This is a genomic window from Pseudomonas sp. EpS/L25, from assembly GCF_001512295.1.
Lineage (GTDB): Bacteria > Pseudomonadota > Gammaproteobacteria > Pseudomonadales > Pseudomonadaceae > Chryseomonas.
In genome coordinates this window covers 200,613-216,274 of the sequence record NZ_LNUP01000011.1, presented here as the reverse complement: position 1 = coordinate 216,274, position 15,662 = coordinate 200,613, and the positions used below count along the sequence as shown (strand labels likewise).

At 67.6% G+C, this 15,662-nt stretch carries 14 protein-coding genes; 6 read left to right on the top strand and 8 right to left on the bottom strand.

All coding sequences use genetic code 11. The annotated features are described in order from the left end of the window. Positions 1 to 76: 76 nt before the first annotated feature. Together AR540_RS10085 and AR540_RS10080 are read right to left on the bottom strand one after the other, a co-directional pair. On the bottom strand, positions 77 to 1,009 hold the full coding sequence (locus AR540_RS10085) for a sugar ABC transporter substrate-binding protein (protein WP_059228518.1): 933 nt from the start codon (positions 1,007 to 1,009) through the stop codon (positions 77 to 79). 56 nt (positions 1,010 to 1,065) lie between these two features. Continuing rightward, a complete protein-coding gene (locus tag AR540_RS10080; protein ID WP_059228516.1) occupies positions 1,066 to 2,061 on the bottom strand; it encodes an ABC transporter permease in 996 nt (331 codons plus the stop codon). A gap of 351 nt (positions 2,062 to 2,412) precedes the next feature. On the opposite strand from AR540_RS10080, the gene AR540_RS10075 reads away from it, so the two are divergent. From AR540_RS10075 to AR540_RS10065, 3 genes are all read left to right on the top strand, one after another. Further along, on the top strand, positions 2,413 to 3,249 hold the full coding sequence (locus AR540_RS10075; RefSeq protein WP_027597272.1) for a transketolase: 837 nt from the start codon (positions 2,413 to 2,415) through the stop codon (positions 3,247 to 3,249). Beyond that, on the top strand, positions 3,239 to 4,195 hold the full coding sequence (locus tag AR540_RS10070; RefSeq protein WP_059228513.1) for a transketolase family protein: 957 nt from the start codon (positions 3,239 to 3,241) through the stop codon (positions 4,193 to 4,195). The genes AR540_RS10075 and AR540_RS10070 overlap by 11 nt, the downstream gene beginning before the upstream one ends. Positions 4,196 to 4,370: 175 nt before the next feature. After that, positions 4,371 to 5,843, top strand: coding sequence for an FGGY family carbohydrate kinase (locus AR540_RS10065; RefSeq protein ID WP_059228511.1), 1,473 nt, complete (start codon positions 4,371 to 4,373; stop codon positions 5,841 to 5,843). Positions 5,844 to 6,315: 472 nt separating this feature from the next. On the opposite strand, the gene AR540_RS10060 is transcribed toward AR540_RS10065, so the two are convergent. Both AR540_RS10060 and algB read right to left on the bottom strand, forming a co-directional pair. Next, positions 6,316 to 8,106 carry an ATP-binding protein gene (locus AR540_RS10060; RefSeq protein ID WP_059228509.1) on the bottom strand — a complete coding sequence of 597 codons (1,791 nt, stop codon included), beginning with the start codon at positions 8,104 to 8,106 and terminating at the stop codon, positions 6,316 to 6,318. Then, positions 8,103 to 9,452 (bottom strand): sigma-54-dependent response regulator transcription factor AlgB, encoded by a 1,350-nt coding sequence (algB, locus tag AR540_RS10055; RefSeq protein ID WP_059228507.1) that lies wholly within the window; start codon positions 9,450 to 9,452, stop codon positions 8,103 to 8,105. The genes AR540_RS10060 and algB overlap by 4 nt, the downstream gene beginning before the upstream one ends. A 446-nt stretch (positions 9,453 to 9,898) precedes the next feature. Between algB and AR540_RS10050 the strand changes: the two genes are divergently transcribed. The 3 genes from AR540_RS10050 to AR540_RS24405 are packed head-to-tail and all read left to right on the top strand — an operon-like array spanning position 9,899 to position 10,579. Then, positions 9,899 to 10,153 carry a hypothetical protein gene (locus tag AR540_RS10050; RefSeq protein WP_059228505.1) on the top strand — a complete coding sequence of 85 codons (255 nt, stop codon included), beginning with the start codon at positions 9,899 to 9,901 and terminating at the stop codon, positions 10,151 to 10,153. A 10-nt stretch (positions 10,154 to 10,163) separates the two neighbouring features. After that, the gene (locus AR540_RS10045) at positions 10,164 to 10,388 is read left to right on the top strand and encodes a hypothetical protein (RefSeq protein WP_177339217.1); all 225 of its coding nucleotides are present in this window, start codon (positions 10,164 to 10,166) and stop codon (positions 10,386 to 10,388) included. A 29-nt stretch (positions 10,389 to 10,417) separates the two neighbouring features. Next, a complete protein-coding gene (locus tag AR540_RS24405) occupies positions 10,418 to 10,579 on the top strand; it encodes a DUF1328 domain-containing protein (RefSeq protein ID WP_007160206.1) in 162 nt (53 codons plus the stop codon). A 322-nt stretch (positions 10,580 to 10,901) separates the two neighbouring features. Here AR540_RS24405 and AR540_RS10040 read toward each other — a convergent pair whose 3' ends face one another. The 4 genes from AR540_RS10040 to AR540_RS10025 are packed head-to-tail and all read right to left on the bottom strand — an operon-like array spanning position 10,902 to position 15,657. Then, positions 10,902 to 11,801 carry an efflux RND transporter periplasmic adaptor subunit gene (locus AR540_RS10040; RefSeq protein ID WP_059228501.1) on the bottom strand — a complete coding sequence of 300 codons (900 nt, stop codon included), beginning with the start codon at positions 11,799 to 11,801 and terminating at the stop codon, positions 10,902 to 10,904. A gap of 10 nt (positions 11,802 to 11,811) precedes the next feature. Continuing rightward, the gene (locus tag AR540_RS10035) at positions 11,812 to 12,012 is read right to left on the bottom strand and encodes a DUF1656 domain-containing protein (protein WP_059228499.1); all 201 of its coding nucleotides are present in this window, start codon (positions 12,010 to 12,012) and stop codon (positions 11,812 to 11,814) included. Next, on the bottom strand, positions 12,002 to 14,158 hold the full coding sequence (locus AR540_RS10030; RefSeq protein ID WP_059228497.1) for an FUSC family protein: 2,157 nt from the start codon (positions 14,156 to 14,158) through the stop codon (positions 12,002 to 12,004). The genes AR540_RS10035 and AR540_RS10030 overlap by 11 nt, the downstream gene beginning before the upstream one ends. Then, a complete protein-coding gene (locus tag AR540_RS10025) occupies positions 14,155 to 15,657 on the bottom strand; it encodes an efflux transporter outer membrane subunit (RefSeq protein ID WP_059228495.1) in 1,503 nt (500 codons plus the stop codon). Before AR540_RS10025 ends, AR540_RS10030 begins: the two co-directional genes overlap by 4 nt. Positions 15,658 to 15,662 lie beyond the last annotated feature (5 nt).

Below are 15,662 nucleotides of genomic sequence, written 5' to 3'. Positions count from 1 at the left end.
GCGGCGTTTACACGTAGTAAACGAGCAGTCCGCAGCGGGGTTCAACGCCGGTTGGCCGACGGGCAGCAGATCGTGGTTACGGGTGGTTCTCGATGAAGGGGGCGACATTCTCCTTGGTGGTCAGGATCGCCTCCTGCAGCTGCTCCTTGGGCAGTTGCTTGCCTTCCTTGAGCGCCACGGCCGATTCCAGGGCCATGCGGCCCATCTTGCGGGTCTGCTGGGTCATGGTGGCGGACAGGGTGCCGGCAGCCACGGCCTTGAGCCCGGCCACGTCGCCGTCGAAGCCGACGACGGTCACCGGATGATCGAGGTTGGCCACCTTGACCGCCTGGGCGGCGCCCAGGGCCATGGCGTCGGCGCGACCGAAGAAGACAGTGATGTTGGGATCGCGCTGGAGCATGTCCTGGGCCACGGCGAAGCCCTTGTCCTGGGCCCATTCGGCGGGCTGCTGGGCCACTACCTTCAGCTCGGGAAAGGTGGCCAGGCCTTCGGCGAAGCCCTTGGCGCGGTCGTTCTCCGGAGTGGTGCCGATCTGGCCCTGGAGGATGGCGACGCGGCCCTTGCCGCCGGTGACCTTGCCGACGTACTCGGCCAGGGTGCGGGCGGCGGCGACGCTGTCGCTGGCGATGAAGGTGTCACCCGGCGCATCGGGGGCGTTGCGGTCCACCGCCACCACCGGGATGCCGGCGGCCTTGGCCGCCTTCACCGGGACACCGGCGGCGGTGGCGCCGGCCGGGATGTAGATCAGGGCGTCGACCTGGCGGGTGATCAGGTCCTGGATCTGGTTGACCTGGGTCGCCGAGTTGCCCTGGGCGTCCACGGTGATGACCTTGATGCCCTTGGCCTTGCCCTCGGCCTCGACGGCCTGCTTGATCTGGTTGAAGAAGTCGGCCTGCAGGTTGGCCACGGCCAGGCCCACGGTGAGTTCCTTGGCCTGGGCATTGAGGGCGCCGGTGCAGGTGATGGCGGCGAACAGGGTACTGAGCAACAGCTTCTTGGGGGTCAGCATGGATGGCACTCCGTTGTTATTGTTGTACTGCGGTGACGAGACGAAGCGGATCGGACCTAGCGCTGCCCGTTACGGCGGCGCAGGGTGTCCAGGGTGACGGCGAGGGCGATGACGATGCCGATGACCACTTGCTGCACGAAGGGCGAGACCCCTAGCAGGTTCAGGCCGTTGCGCAGCACGCCGATGATGAGCACGCCCACCAGGGTACCGCCGACGCTGCCGACGCCACCGCTGAGGCTGGCGCCGCCGATCACCACCGCGGCGATGGCATCCAGCTCCATGGACAGGCCGGCGCTGGGCTGGGACGAGTCCAGGCGCGCTGCCATGGCCACCGCGGCCAGGCCCGCCAGGGCGCCGCTCAGGGCATAGATCCAGACGGTGAGGGTGCGCACCTTGATGCCCGACAACCGCGCCACCTCGGCGCTGCCGCCCATGGCGTAGAGGTTGCGGCCACCGGCGCGAAAGCGCAGGAACACCCAGGCCACCAGCAGCATCAGCAGGAACAGCCCGACGGTGACCGAGAGGAAGCCGAAGTGGCGCACCGTGGCCAGGCTGGTGAACCAGTCCGGGAAGCCGACGATCTGGCGTCCATCGGTGAGGATGTTGGCCAGGCCGCGGGCCACCGACATCATGGTCAGGGTGGCGATGAAGGCGGGTAGCCGCGCCCTGGCGATGAGCAGTCCCGAGACCAGGCCGCAGACCAGGCCGCCGAGGATGGCGGCCGGAATCGCCAGCCCCAGGGGCCAGCCGATGTCCTGGTAGAGCCAGCCGAGCAGCATCATGGCGAAGGCCAACACCGAGCCCACCGAGAGGTCGATGCCGCCGATGACGATGACCAGGGTCATGCCAATGGCGAGGATGCCGAGCACCGTCACCTGATCGAGGATGTTGAGGGCGTTGCGCACGGAGAAGAAGTACTCCGAGGCGAAGGAGAACACGGCGATCAGCAGCGCCAGCCCGATCAGCGGGCCGCCGATGTTGCGCGGCAGGCGCAAGGCCAGACGGGCGAGGGGCTTGGCGGGTGGCGAGGCGGTCGGGGCTTTGGCGTCCACGAGCTTCTCCTGGGGTTATTGTTTTTGTAGTGAGTGTTCTTGTGACGGCTCGCCTGAATATTTATGCGTGCCTGATTTTTAATTCAGACTCCGCCTGTTCCGAATGGAAGTCAAGCGCCTTTTGGTTACGTCCTCCGGAAGGCGATGCGTTCGGCAATCCTTTTGCCAGCCGCCCATCCTACCCGCTCGAGCAGCCGAACGAGGTCCGTCGATGGCTATTGACGACCTCCCGGAATGGGGTCTAAATGATAAATATATTTTCAGTGACGAATAAATATTCATAAGACGCCCACTGAAACCTCGGCAGGCGTCTGCTCCATCGCAGCTTCGGATACCCGAGGGGGTCGCCTGATGAATCCGTTCCAGTACGACGTCGCGCAGATTCGCGAGAAGGCCCGGCTGATCCGCCGGCGCGTCATCCAGCTCAACGCCGCCTCGCCCGCCGGCGGCCACACCGGGGCCGATCTGTCGGAGACCGACATCCTCGCCACCCTCTACTTTCGCCTGCTCGACGTCGCACCGGAACGCCTCGCCGATCCCCGGCGCGACATCTACATCCAGAGCAAGGGCCATGGCGTGGGCGGCCTCTACTGCTGCCTGGCCGAAGCCGGCTATTTCCCGCCGGAATGGCTCGACACCTACCAGCACTTCGACTCCCACCTGCCGGGCCATCCGGTGCGGCAGAAGACCCCCGGCATCGAGCTCAATACCGGCGCCCTGGGCCACGGCCTGCCCGTGGCCACCGGCATCGCCCTGGCCGCCCAGCGTGATGGCAGCCCGCGCCGCGTCTATGTGCTGACCGGCGATGGCGAACTGGGCGAAGGCTCCAACTGGGAGTCGGCCCTCACCGCCGCCAAGTACCGGCTGGACAATCTCACGGTGATCGTCGACCACAACCGCCTGCAACTGGCCGGCCCCACCGCGGAGATCCTGCCGCTGGAGCCCCTGGCCGAGAAATGGCGCGCCTTCGGCTTCCATGTGGTCGAGTGCGACGGCAACGACGTCGCCCAACTGGTGGAAACCCTGGAGGCGCTGCGCGAACACCGCGGCCAGCCCCAGGTGCTGATCGCCAACACCGTGAAAGGCAAGGGGGTTTCCTTCATCGAGGGCAAACCCGAATGGCACCACCGGGTGCCCAAGGGCGACGAGATCGCCGCTGCACTGGAGGAGCTCGACCATGGCCACTGATACCCAGACCCCGGGCGAAGCCCATCTCGCCAGCGTCATGGTCGAGGCCTTCATCGCCGCGGTGGACGCCGGCGTCGACCTGGTGCCGGTGGTGAGCGATTCCACCTCCACGGCCAAGATCGGCCCCTTCGTCAAACGCTTCCCCGAGCGCCTGGTCAACGTCGGCATCGCCGAACAGACCCTGGTCGGGGTGGCCGCCGGCCTGGGCCTCGCCGGCAAGGTGGCGGTGACCTGCAACGCCGCGCCCTTCCTGATCTCCCGGGCCAATGAACAGGTCAAGGTGGACGTCTGCTACAACAGGTCCAACGTCAAGATGTTCGGCCTCAACGCCGGGGCCAGCTACGGTCCCCTGGCCAGCACCCACCACAGCCTGGACGACATCGCCGTGATGCGCGGCTTCGGCAACGTGGAAATCTATGCGCCGGCCGATGGCAGCGAGTGTCGGCAGATCGTCGAGCACGCCCTGGCCCATGACGGCCCGGTCTATGTCCGCCTGGACGGCAAGGCGCTGCCCGATCTGCACGGTCCCGACTACCGCTTCGTCCCCGGTCAGGTCGACGTGCTGCGCCAGGGTCATGACGTCAGCCTGGTGGCCCTGGGCTCGGTGGTCCACGAGGCGGTGGACGCCGCCCGACTGCTGGCCGAGCAGGGCATCAGCGCCCAGGTGATCAATCTGTCGTCGATCCGTCCGCTGCAGCGCCAGGTGCTGCTGGAAGCCCTCTGCGCCGCTCGCGGTGGGGTGGTCACGGTGGAAGAGCACAACGCCAACGGCGGGGTGGGCAGCCTGGTCGCCGAGGTCATGGCCGAGGCCGCGCTGGGCGTGCCACTGATCCGCCTGGGCATCGCCGATGGCGAGTATGCGTCCGCCGGTGCCCGCGGACCGACCCGCGCCAAGCACGGCATCGATGCCGCCGGTATCGTCGCCGCGGTGCAGCGGCTGCGCTGAGCCGCAGGACTACAAGAACCTGTTCACGATCTCGCGAGCTAGAGACAAACAAGGCGAAAAAGCCTGAGGAAGCGGAGTTTACAAGTGGTAAATGAGCATTCCGAAGGCATTTTCAACGCCGTTTGGCCGACGCGCAGCAGATCGTGAGCAGGTTCTAAGAACAACAGGAGCTGCCATGGCCGCCGAACCGCTGATCCTCGCCCTCGACGAGGGCACCACCAATGCCAAGGCGATCCTGGTGGATCGCGCCGGCCGCGTCGTGGCCCGTGGTTCCCGGCCGCTCAGCGTCCAGCATCCGCGAGCGGGTTATGCCGAGCAGGACCCCCTGGCCATCTGGCAGGCCCTGCAGGGCGCCATCGGCGACTGCCTGGCCCAGACGGACGCACCCTTGGCGGCCATCGCCATCAGCAACCAGCGCGAGTCCGCCCTGGCCTGGGAGCGCAGCAGCGGCCAGTTGCTCGGTCCGCTGGTGAGCTGGCAGTGCAAGAGATCCCAGCCGCAGTGCGAGGCCCTGCATGCCGCCGGCCACGACGAGCTGATCCGCGAGCGCAGCGGCCTGGCGCTGGACCCGATGTTCTCCGCCGGCAAATGGCGCTGGCTGCTCGACCACATCCCCAACGGCTCGGCTCGCGCCGCTGCCGGCGAGATCTGCCTGGGCACCGTGGACAGCTGGCTGCTCTGGCAGCTCAGCGGCGGCGCCCATTTCCTCATCGATGCGGCCAACGCCGCCCGTACCCAGCTGCTCGACCTGCGCGGTGGCGCCTGGGACGAGCAACTGCTCAAGCTGTTCGACATTCCCCGTGCGGCGCTGCCGGAAATCCGGCCCAGCGCCGGCTGCTTCGGCGAGACCCGTGCCCAGGGCACCTTACCGGGCGGCCTGCCGATCCTGGCCATGCTCGGCGACTCCCACGCGGCCCTGTTCGGCCAGGGCGGTTTCGTCCCGGGCAAGGTCAAGGCCACCCTGGGTACCGGCTCTTCGCTGATGACCCCCATCGCCGAACCGGTCGTTTCTGCTCACGGCCTGGCCACCACCCTGGCCTGGCGCCTGGGCGACACCCCGACCTACGCCCTGGAAGGCAACATCGTCCACACCGGCGCTGCCGTGGGCTGGACGGCGCGGCTGCTGGGCGACGCTGGCGAGCTGGATGTCCTGGCCGCCGAGGCCGCGGCGCTGCCGGACAACGGCGGCGTCTACTTCGTCCCGGCCCTGGGTGGCCTTGGGGCGCCGCACTGGCGGGCCGAAGCCCGTGGATTGTTCTGCGGTCTCACCGAGAATTGTGGCCGGGCGCACCTGATGCGCGCGGCGCTGGAGGCCATCGCCTACCAGATCCGCGACGTCTTCGACGCCATGCGGCAGGACAGCCCCACGCCCCTGGACGAACTCTGGGTGGACGGCGGGGCGACGCGCAACGAATGGTTGCTGCAGTTCCAGGCCGATCTGCTGCAGCGCCCGGTGATCTGCAGCCTGTCGCCGGAAGTCTCGGCGCTGGGCGCCGCGCACCTGGCCGGCCATGCCCTGGGCTGGTGGCAGGACGCGACGGCCCTGGCCGATCTCGACCGCCCACGGCGCCGCTACGAGCCCCGCGCCAATGCCGTCCCCGAGCTGTACGCCGGCTGGCGCCAGGCCCTGACGCGGACGCTGCTGTAAACCAGGAGCTGTCTTTATCGCGGCCATGGCGGTCCGCCGATGCGGCCGCTCCTACAGTGGCATCTGTACCTGTAGGAGCAACTGTCTTATCGCCTGAGCCACCGGAGACGAACATCCGCTCGAAGCGCCCCCTCTCCCTTTGGGAGAGGGCTGGGGTGAGGGAACACCCAGTTTCGCACTCCCCGTGGAAAAGGCTGCGCCGTTTTCCACGCTACGGCGATGACCGCGGCCAGGGGGGTCCGCCGATGCGGTCGCTCCTACAGACACCGATTCAGCCTGTAGGAGCAACTGTCCTATCGCTGTGGGGATACCTCACGTAGCGTGGAAAACGGCGTAGCCTTTTCCACTGGAGACTTGGTGGCGAGGAGGCCCTCACCCCAACCCTCTCCCGAGGGGAGAGGGGGCTGTCCGAGCGGGCGTTGATCGCCATCAGCCCAGGCAAGCTCGCGATCAGCCGGCGATTCCGCCTGGCTCAGGTCGGCAGGGTCATGAAGATCTGGGTGCCCTGGCCGGGGCGGGAGACCACGCCGATGCGGCCCCCGTGCTGGCGGATGATTTCCTTGCACAGCGCCAGGCCCAGGCCGGCGCCGCCCTTCTGGCTGCCGATCTGCACGAAGGGCTCGAACACCCGGCCCTGCTGGGCGTAGGCGATGCCTTCGCCATTATCCTGTACCGCCATCAGCAACTGGTCGTTCTGGCGCAGTGCCTGGATGACGATACGGCCCCCCGCCGGGGTATGGCGCAAGGCGTTGCTCAGCAGGTTGTCGAACACCCGGGCCAGCTGCCTGGGGTCCAGGCTGACCCGCGGCAGCGGCGTGTGCAGCAACTCCACGGTCAATTCGACATCGCGCTCGCGGGCTTCGTCGGCATGGCGGGCGCGGGCCTCTTCGAGCAGGTCGCCGATCTCGCTCGGCAGCTTTTCCGGGCGCTGTAGGCCGCTCTGGTGACGGGAGTAGTCCAGCAGGTCGTTGATCAGTTGCACCAGGCGATGGGTTTCCTCGTCCACCGTCTGCAGCAGATAGGCCTCGCGGGACTCCGGCGCCACCTTGAGTCTTTCGCGCAACAGCCCGAAGGCCATGTGCATGCCGGTGACCGGGGTGCGCAGCTCATGGGAAGCGCGCAGGACGAATTCGTTGCGTACCCGGTCGAAGGCACGCTGTTCGGTGACGTCGCGCAGCACCATGAGCGCACCGACGCTGCGGCCATCGGCATGGTTGACCGGGGTCAGACTCCAGGCCAGCAGCCGCACCTCGTCGTCGACCCGGATCTCCAGGTCTTCGGGCGCCGCATTCAGGGCGCCACCTTCGAGCACGCGCTGCAGGCTCGCCTCGATCTCCGGGCGTTCCAGGGCAGCGATCAGGGATTCGCCCAGGTGATTCTCGTTCCAGCCGAGCTGGCGACAGGCCACCGGGTTGGCGTGCTCGATATTGCCCTGGGGATCGAGGATCACCAGGCCGTAGTCGATGCTGTCGAGCACCGCCTGCAGGCGTCGCTGGCCGGCCACCAGGGCCTCGACGTTGGTCTGGCTGAGACGATGCAGGGCCTGGGCCATGTTGCCGAAGCGTCGGCTCAGCAGGGTGAATTCGGCGATCTGCGAGGTGGGCAACTGGACGTCGAAGTTGCCCTGGCTGATGCGCTCGGCGGCCTTGGCCAGGCCATCGATGGGGCCGGTGAAGCGCTTGGCGATGCCGTTGGCGGTCACTACCCCGGTGACCAGGATGGCCACGCCGATCAGCGCCAGCAGCAGCGCGATGATCACGGCCCGGTCATGGGCCTCGTCCTGCATGCGCTCCAGGGTCACCACGTAGCTGCGCTGCAGATCGTAGATGCGGGTACGGAGCGCATTGAGGGTTTGCTGGAAGCCCTGATCGGCGCGCAGCTCGCCATAGCCCGTGGGCGGAGACCGCAGGTAGTCGGCAAAGCGCTGGTAGCGCTGCTTGACGTCTTCCAGGATGGCCAACTGCTCGGGCTTGCGCATCTGGCCCTCGACCATATGCAGGTACTGCTCGAAGCGTTGCTGGGCCGCCGCCAGCGACCGGGGATCGGGCGCCCCGTCGAGCATCTGGAACAGACTGTTGCTCAGCTCCTGGCGCATGTTCAGCGTCAGGTTGATGAAGTCCAGGTTGCTGCGCGTCTGGACGCTCTGCTCCCGGGCCAGGTGCAGGACGCTCACCAGTCCTACCAGCAGCCCGATGAGGGCCACGGCGATCAGGGCGGAAATACTGAGGAACAGGCGGGTGTGCAGCTTGATCGGCAGTTTCATAGCCCGTACTGCTTGCGTTTCCGATAGAGCGTGGAGGCATCGATGCCCAGGGTCTTGGCGGCCTGGTCGAGGGTTTCGCTGGTGGCCATCACCGCGGCGATATGGGCGCGTTCCAGCGCCTCCAGACTCAGCGCCTCGCCGACCCGCGGTGCGCTGGCAGCGCCGCTGGGGGTCGGACCGTCGCCCAGGCCCAGGTGGTTGACGTCCACCAGGTCCTGGCCGCAGATGATGCTGGCCCGCTCAATGACATTGCGCAGCTCGCGGACGTTGCCCGGCCAGCCATAGGTACGCAGGGCCTCCAGCGCCGCCTCGCTGAAGCCATGGGCCGGTCGGTTGTAGTCCTTGACGAAGCGCGCAAGGAAGCGCTCGGCCAGGTCGACGATGTCTTCCTTGCGTTCGCGCAGCGGCGGCAGGGTGAGCACGATGACGTTGAGGCGGTAGAGCAGGTCTTCGCGGAATTCGTTTTCTGCCACCATCTGTTCCAGGTTGCGGTTGGTGGCGGCAAGGATGCGTACGTCGGCGCGGCGAGTCACCGGATCGCCGACGCGCTCGTATTCCTTGTCCTGGATGAAGCGCAGCAGCTTGGGTTGCAGGGCGAGGGGAAAGTCGCCGATCTCGTCGAGGAAGAGGGTGCCACCGTCGGCCTGGCTGACCCGGCCCAGGGTGCTCTCGCTGGCGCCGGTGAAGGCACCGCGGGTATGGCCGAACATCTCGCTTTCCATCAGGTCCGCGGACAGCGACGGACAGTTGATGGTGACGAAGGTCTTCTTGGCGCGGCGGCTCCAGGCGTGGATGGCGCGGGCCAGTTCGCCCTTGCCGGAGCCGGATTCGCCGAGGATCAGTACGTTGGCGTCGGTGGTGGCGACCTGCCGCGCGGTCTCGAGGATGCTCATCATCGCCGGGCTGCGCGAGTCGAGGCCGGCGCTGGACTTGCGCACCTCGCCTTCGAGGGCCTCCAGGCGCGCCGAGAGCTGGCGGAATTCCAGCTGCTTGGCCGCAGCCATGCGCAGTTGGTCCGGGCTACAGGGTTTCACCAGGTAGTCGGCGGCACCGGCCTGCATGGCGTCCACCGCGGTGTCGATGGCCGAGTGGGCGGTGACGATCACCACCCGCATCCAGGGCGCCTGGATGCGCATCTGCTGCAGGACGTCCAGACCGTTGTCCGCGCCCAGGCGCAGATCGAGGAAGCAGAGGTCGTAGACCTGGCGTAGCAACAGGGCTTCGGCCTGGGCGGCGCTGTTGGCGGTGGCGACGCTGTAGCCGGCGTCCTCCAGGCAGAAGCGGAAGGTACGCAGGATGGCGGCTTCGTCGTCCACGAGCAGGATGCGACCGCTGGTTTGTTCCATGACGGGAAAGACTCCGGGCCCGCAGGCCGACACGCGCGAAAGGACAGAGCTGGCAGTTAGTCCATGATACATCGTGCAAGTTGCAATCCGCTGGACCGGCGGAGATCGGGAGAGTCCGTTGGTGAAGGTCGTGCAGAACGCAATCCTCACGCGATGAAGGCCAACGAAAGGGCGTTCAAGACAGAAAAAGGCCACTTTCCGCCCCGCGTCTTCGAGCCTGAGTGTCGAGTCCGACTGCTGACAGGCCAGCCAGGGCCGCCAGGCATCATGCAAAACGCAATGCTCCAGGCGTTGCACCTTGCAAGGTGCAAGTTCCCAGTACTCGCTAAAAAGTATTAAGTTATTGATTTTTATAGATTATTTTATTTAGAAAAAGCTGGCACGCAGTCTGCAGTCTCCTTGGCAAGCCGGCCCCAAGAGGGCCAACGCAATGCAGGAGAGACCCGATGATCAGCCAGACCCTTCGCAAGCACTTGGTAGGTACTGCGCTCTTCGCTTGCTTCGCCAGCGCCGCCGTCGCCGCTCCCCAGGGGCAGGACGTCAGCCGCGAACAGGCACTCATCGACTCCACCCGCATCGCCGCCCAGGCCATGGTGCCCGCTGCCAAACCGCTGGCGAGCCAAGGTCGTGGGGAACTCAAGGCCATCCCTGCACAGTCCAACGGTGACCGTCTGGTAAAGCAGACCCGCTGGGTGTTCTGAGGAGATGGCCATGACCTGGATGCTGCTATTGATTTCGTTGTTCGTCGCAGCTGCGGTCGTGAGTGTCGGGATGTTGCTCAGCGCCTTGATGATGGGTCGCGCGCTCAACCAGACGCACAACCTCAACGGTATAGATCTTGAAGTAACCGATGTGGAACCACGGATGGCGAGTCTGGACACCCAGGATATCGCTACTACAACCACTGCTCGCTGGACAGGTGCTGTCGTCCGCTGAGTGCACTTGCAATACATAGGAGAAACACCATGCTGAGCTGGGCTATCACTTTCCTGATCATCGCCATCATCGCGGGCGTCCTGGGCTTCGGTGGCATCGCCGGTACCGCTACCAGTATCGCCAAGATCCTCTTCGTGCTGTTCCTGGTGCTGTTCGTGGTGTCCTTCTTCATGGGTCGCCGGCGTCCCTGACGCCAGACCCCGGAAGGCTGGACAGGCTACCGGTCGTGACGACCGGTAGCCGAGGCGCTGTCATCGAACTGCAGCTTTAAGCCGGTTCAATGAACAACCTCGAAGCCGTCTTACCCGAGGAGACGCAAGGGCCACAAGGTCGGGACGCTCTGCAGTAAGAGCGCGTTCCAAGGGTACAGGGAGTACCTTCGCACGCGTAGCGGACTGGGCTGGATACGACTACACCCCTGAACTCGACCGAATTCGGCTATTGCCGAGGTCTGTCGATGTCAGGGGTGTTGTCGTTTCAGGCACCTGGAAAGCGTGACGCGCAGTGAACCGCTCAGCCCTGCCAGAAGGCATCCCACCAGGAACGCTCGCCGCGGGCGTCTTCCAGTACCACCGTACAGGTGGTACCGGCGGCCAGCAGCACGCCGTCCGCCACTGGGTCCAGGGCAATGCGTACCGGTACCCGCTGGGCCAGGCGCACCCAGTTGAAGGTGGGATTGACGTCCGCGGTGAGTTCACGGCTTTGTGGATTGTCGCGGTCGTAGATGCCACGGGCGATGCTTTCCACGTGGCCATGCAGGACCTGACCGCTCATCAGGCGCATCTCGGCGGCGGCGCCCACCTGCACGTGGGGCAGCTTGGTTTCCTCGAAGTAGCCATAGACCCAGAACGAATGGGCGTCGATGACGGCCAGCTTGGGTGCACCGGCGGCGGCATAGTCGCCCTTGAACACCGACAGGTTGGTGACGTAGCCGTCGACCGGCGCCAGCACCCGGGTGCGCTTGAGATTGAGGCGAGCAGCTTCCAGCTGGGCCAGGGCCTGGCGCAGATCGGCCTCGGCGGCGAGGGCGGCGGCGCTGGCATCCTCGCGGTTCTCGCGGGAAACCACCAGGCTGTCGATGTCGGCGCGGCGGCGGGCATTCTGCTGCCGCATGGCCAGGGTGGCCTTGCGCGCGGCGACCGTGGCTTCGGCCTGGTGGACGGCGATCTCGTAGTGTTCCGGATCGATCTGCAGCAGCAGGTCACCCTTGTTCACCCACTGGTTGTCGCGCACGGCGATCTCGGTGACCAGCCCGGCGACGTCGGGGGCGATGGTGATGACCTCGGCGCGCACCCGGCCGTCACGGGTCCAGGGATCGGTCATGTAGTGCACCCAGAGCAGCCGCCCGAGGATCAGGGCCAGGCAGACCACCAGCAGGGTGAAAAGCACGCCGAAGAGTTTCTTGAGGATCATGGCAAAAGTCCTAGCGATAGACGCACAGCGCCAGGGCGCAGTAGAGGCAGGTGAAGAGGGCCAGGCGCAGCAGCGCCGGATGCCAGACGAGGCGATAGAGCCCCACCGCGGCGAGCAGCCGGTCCAGCGCCCAGGCGAGCAGGGCGGCGACCAGGAACAGCACCGTCACGGTGGGCAGGTAGAGGCCATGGAAGGCGATTTCACGCGGCATGGGGGATCTCGAGGTAGCGGGCCAGCGGTCCCTGGGGATCGAGCAGGGCGCTGCGGATGAAGTGCAGGTCGCTCTGCACCTGGCGCAGGGGCGAGTCGTCGTAGGGCAATTCGGGCGGCTCGGTCACTGTGCTCACGGCCGTCATGGCCGCTTCCACCGCCGCCAGGGCGCGGCGCAGGTTCTCCGCGTCGGGCTTGAGGAAGAGCCGCACCAGGGCGCGCCCGAGCACGCGGATGGCCTGGCGCCAGGGGCTGCGCTCGGCATAGTGCGGCGCAGCGGGCAGCCGCGCCTGTAACTGGCGCAGCTCGATCACCGCGTGGCCGATCTCCAGCACGCTGAAGGCCCAGCCGATCAGCCGCCGCTGGGCTTCGTCCCGACCCGCGCTGACGCCATAGGCCTGGTTGAGCAGGTCGCGGGTCTGGCCTTCGAAGGTGGGCGCCAGGTGCGGCAGCGGTGCGCTCACCGCCCGCACCAGCTGCTGGCGCAGGTCGCGCTCCAGGCGGCGCCACAGCCAGGGACTATTGGGCGGCAGCAACACCGCCGAGACCGCCGCGGTGATCACCATCGACAGCACCACGGCGATGCCGTTGTTGATGAAGGCGTAGGCATCGTAGACCGGTGGATTGTCGGGGATCGAAGTGAAGCAGAAGAACACCAGGCAGCCGAGGCCGTAGCCCAGCCAGCCCGGGCGCAGAGAGAGCCAGGTGCCGAGCATGAACACCGGCGCCAGGGTCAGCAGCAAGAGTGGCAGGCCGGCGATCCAGGGAAAGACGAAGAAGGTCAGGAAGAAGCCCAGCAGCACGCCGCCGCTGGCGCCGACGGCCATCTGCAGGGCGGTGCGCTTGGGATCGGGCGAGGCCGAGGCCAGCGCCGAGACGGCCGCCGCGTTGAGTGCCAGCATGCCGCCGCTGGGATAGGCGCTGGCGATCCAGAAGGCACCGAGCACCAGCACCAGGAAGGCACTGCGAATTCCGGTGACCGCCGCGCCGAAGGCATTGGCCTTGGCCACGAAGCGCGGCTTCCACAGCTCGCGACTGTGCCGCGGCGCCGCGAGGGAGGCGTGGGTCTGCAGATAGGCGTGCCATTGGCCGATGAAGCGGAAGAGCAGCTCCACCGCGGTCTCGAAATCCCGCCGGTCCAGCTCGCTCAGTGGGGGCAACTCGGCGCGCAGGGCGCGGATGCGGGGGCGCAGGGCCTGGTGCAGGGCGTCCAGCCGCGCGGCTGCCGCCGGTGCCGCGCGATCGCTGATGGACTGGCCGCGCCATTCCTCAAGGCATTCGAGCAGCGGCGCCCAGAGGCGTTCCAGCGCCTGCAACGGCACCTCGGCCTCGCGTTCGCGCAGGCGCATCAGTAGCCGGCTCAAGGCATGCAGGCGAGTGGTGAGCCCCATGAATTCGGCATTGAGGCGCGCCAACCGCCCGCTGCGCATGCGCATGTGCGGGTCCTCGAAAGCGGTGGCACTGCGCAGGCTCTCCAGCCCCACCGCTTCGGCGGCCAGGCGCACCCCGGCGGCTTCCAGGGTGGTGCGGTCGAGGCGCCGGCGCAGGACATCGGCGGCCAGCCCGGCGAAGCCGCCCATGCGCCGATGGAGCGCCGCGCGCATGGCCGTGGTGCTGGTCTGCGGAAAGACCGCCGCGCTCACCGCGCCGCTGCAGAGCACCCCCAGGGTGATGGCCAGCACCCGCATCACCGCCGACATGAAGGCGGTATCGGCGTTCAGCGCCGCAGGAATGCCGATCAGGGCGGCGGTGTAGCCGGCCAGCATGCAGGCGTAGCTGCGAAAGTCGCGGTAGCGCGCCGAGCCGGCCACGCAGAGACCTATCCACAGCGCCAGGAAGATCAGGAAGGGCACCCGCTCCTGGGCGAACAGGGCGATCAGCACCAGCATCACCGCCAGTCCCAACAGGGTACCCAGTACCCGGTAGAAACTCTTGGCCAGGACCTGGCCGCTCTGCGGCTGCATGACGATGAACACGGTGATCACCGCCGAGCTGGGATGCGGCAGCTGCAGGCGCATGGCCAGCCAAAGGGTCAGGCTGGCGGCGAGCAGCACCTTGGCCTGGTACAGCCAGAGGCTGCCGTCGCTGCGCGCCCAGGCGACCAGGGCCTGGCGCAGTGGCGTGGCGGTGGCGGCGCTGGCGCTCATCGAGCCGCCCGCTCGACGGCCACGCGGGCCGGTACCAGGTCCTGGTCGGCCGGACTGGGTTCCAGCGCCGCGCCACCGCCCAGGGCGACCAGGGCGTCGGCCTGGGCGGCCAGGCGCAGGGCGTGCACCTGGACGGTGACGCGCTGCTGGGCGAACAGCCGGGTCTGGGCATCGAGTACGTGCAGGTAGTCGGTCAGGCCACGGCGGAAGGCCTCGCGGGCGATGTCGTAGGTGCGCTGGGCCTCCTGGCTGGCCTGGTCGGCGAGGGTGGCCTGCCTGGCGGTCGAGTCGGCCTTGATCAGGGCGTCGGAGACGTCCTTGAGCGCGTCCACCAGGGTCTGGTTGTAGGCGCTGACGGCCAGGTCGTAGGTTGCCGATTCCGCGCCGAGGTGACTGCGCAGGGCACCGCCATCATAGATAGGCAAGGAGAACGCGGGACCTATGAAGGAGCCGGTCTTGGCGTGGGTCAGCATTTCGCTGAGCCGGCCCAGGGTGAGGAACTGGCCGACGTTGGCCACCAGGTCGACGTTGGGATAGAAGCTGGCGCGGGCGACGTCCACGCCCTTGGCCGCCGCGGCGATCTGCCAGCGGCGCGCCACCACGTCGGGGCGCTTGCCGATCAGCTCCAGCGGCAGGGCACTGGGCAGCCGCGGCGCCGCACCCAGGGTCAGGCGTGGCCGTTGCAGGCCGGCACCGGCACCCGGGCCCTTGCCGGCCAGGGCGGCGAGCTGGTTGCGATCCAGCGCCAGGGTCTCGTCCAGGGCTTCCAGCTGGCGCTCGGTCTCGGGCAACAGGGCGCGGGCCTGGCTCACCTCGAACTGGGTACCGAGGCCGCCGTCCAGCTGCCGCTGGGCCAGGGCGGCCAGTTGGCGTTGCTGCTCCAGGGTGGCGGCGAGGATATCGCGCTGGTCGTGGTGCAGGGCAAAGCCGATGTAGGTACGGACGATGTTGCCGGCCAGCTCCAGCTCGGCGGCGCGTACCTCGGCGGCGGCCTGGTGGGCCTGGTCCAGGGCCTGGGCGCTGGCATCGCGCTCGCGGCCCCAGAAGTCCAGGGCGTAGCTCAGCCCCAGCTCGGCGTTGTTGTTCCAGGTGGTGCGGTCGGCCAGCTCACCGGGGCCGTAGAAGCCATCGGTGGGCCAGCTGTAGCGCTTGAAGGCGCCCTTGGCCTCGATCTGCAGGGCCTCGCGGGATTCCGCCAGACCGGCCAGGGACTCGGCGCGGCGTACCCGGGCGGCGGCGGTGGCCAAACGGGGGTTGTCGGCCAGGGCGCTGACGATCCAGTCATCCAGCTGGGCATCGCCATAGGCGCGCCACCACTGGCGCTCGGGCCAGGCCGCCTGGCGCGCGGCGGCCTGGATGGCGGCATCGGTGGCCAGGGCCTGATCGTCGAGACGCTGCGCCTGGGGCGCGTTATGACCGGTACTGATGCACCCGGCCAGCAGGGTCGCCAGAGCGACCACCGCCAGCGCGGGCCATCCTCTGCAAGGGGAAGGCGGCACGTGGG

Bases quoted from the DNA above. Each gene is read 5' to 3' on its own strand.
- AR540_RS24405 (WP_007160206.1), top strand. From the start codon at position 10,418: ATGCTGAGCTGGGCTATCACTTTCCTGATCATCGCCATCATCGCGGGC.
- AR540_RS10040 (WP_059228501.1), bottom strand. From the start codon at position 11,801: ATGATCCTCAAGAAACTCTTCGGCGTGCTTTTCACCCTGCTGGTGGTC.
- AR540_RS10085 (WP_059228518.1), bottom strand. From the start codon at position 1,009: ATGCTGACCCCCAAGAAGCTGTTGCTCAGTACCCTGTTCGCCGCCATC.
- AR540_RS10075 (WP_027597272.1), top strand. From the start codon at position 2,413: ATGAATCCGTTCCAGTACGACGTCGCGCAGATTCGCGAGAAGGCCCGG.
- AR540_RS10045 (WP_177339217.1), top strand. From the start codon at position 10,164: ATGACCTGGATGCTGCTATTGATTTCGTTGTTCGTCGCAGCTGCGGTC.
- AR540_RS10035 (WP_059228499.1), bottom strand. From the start codon at position 12,012: ATGCCGCGTGAAATCGCCTTCCATGGCCTCTACCTGCCCACCGTGACG.
- AR540_RS10070 (WP_059228513.1), top strand. From the start codon at position 3,239: ATGGCCACTGATACCCAGACCCCGGGCGAAGCCCATCTCGCCAGCGTC.
- AR540_RS10030 (WP_059228497.1), bottom strand. From the start codon at position 14,158: ATGAGCGCCAGCGCCGCCACCGCCACGCCACTGCGCCAGGCCCTGGTC.
- AR540_RS10050 (WP_059228505.1), top strand. From the start codon at position 9,899: ATGATCAGCCAGACCCTTCGCAAGCACTTGGTAGGTACTGCGCTCTTC.
- AR540_RS10060 (WP_059228509.1), bottom strand. From the start codon at position 8,106: ATGAAACTGCCGATCAAGCTGCACACCCGCCTGTTCCTCAGTATTTCC.
- AR540_RS10065 (WP_059228511.1), top strand. From the start codon at position 4,371: ATGGCCGCCGAACCGCTGATCCTCGCCCTCGACGAGGGCACCACCAAT.
- algB (WP_059228507.1), bottom strand. From the start codon at position 9,452: ATGGAACAAACCAGCGGTCGCATCCTGCTCGTGGACGACGAAGCCGCC.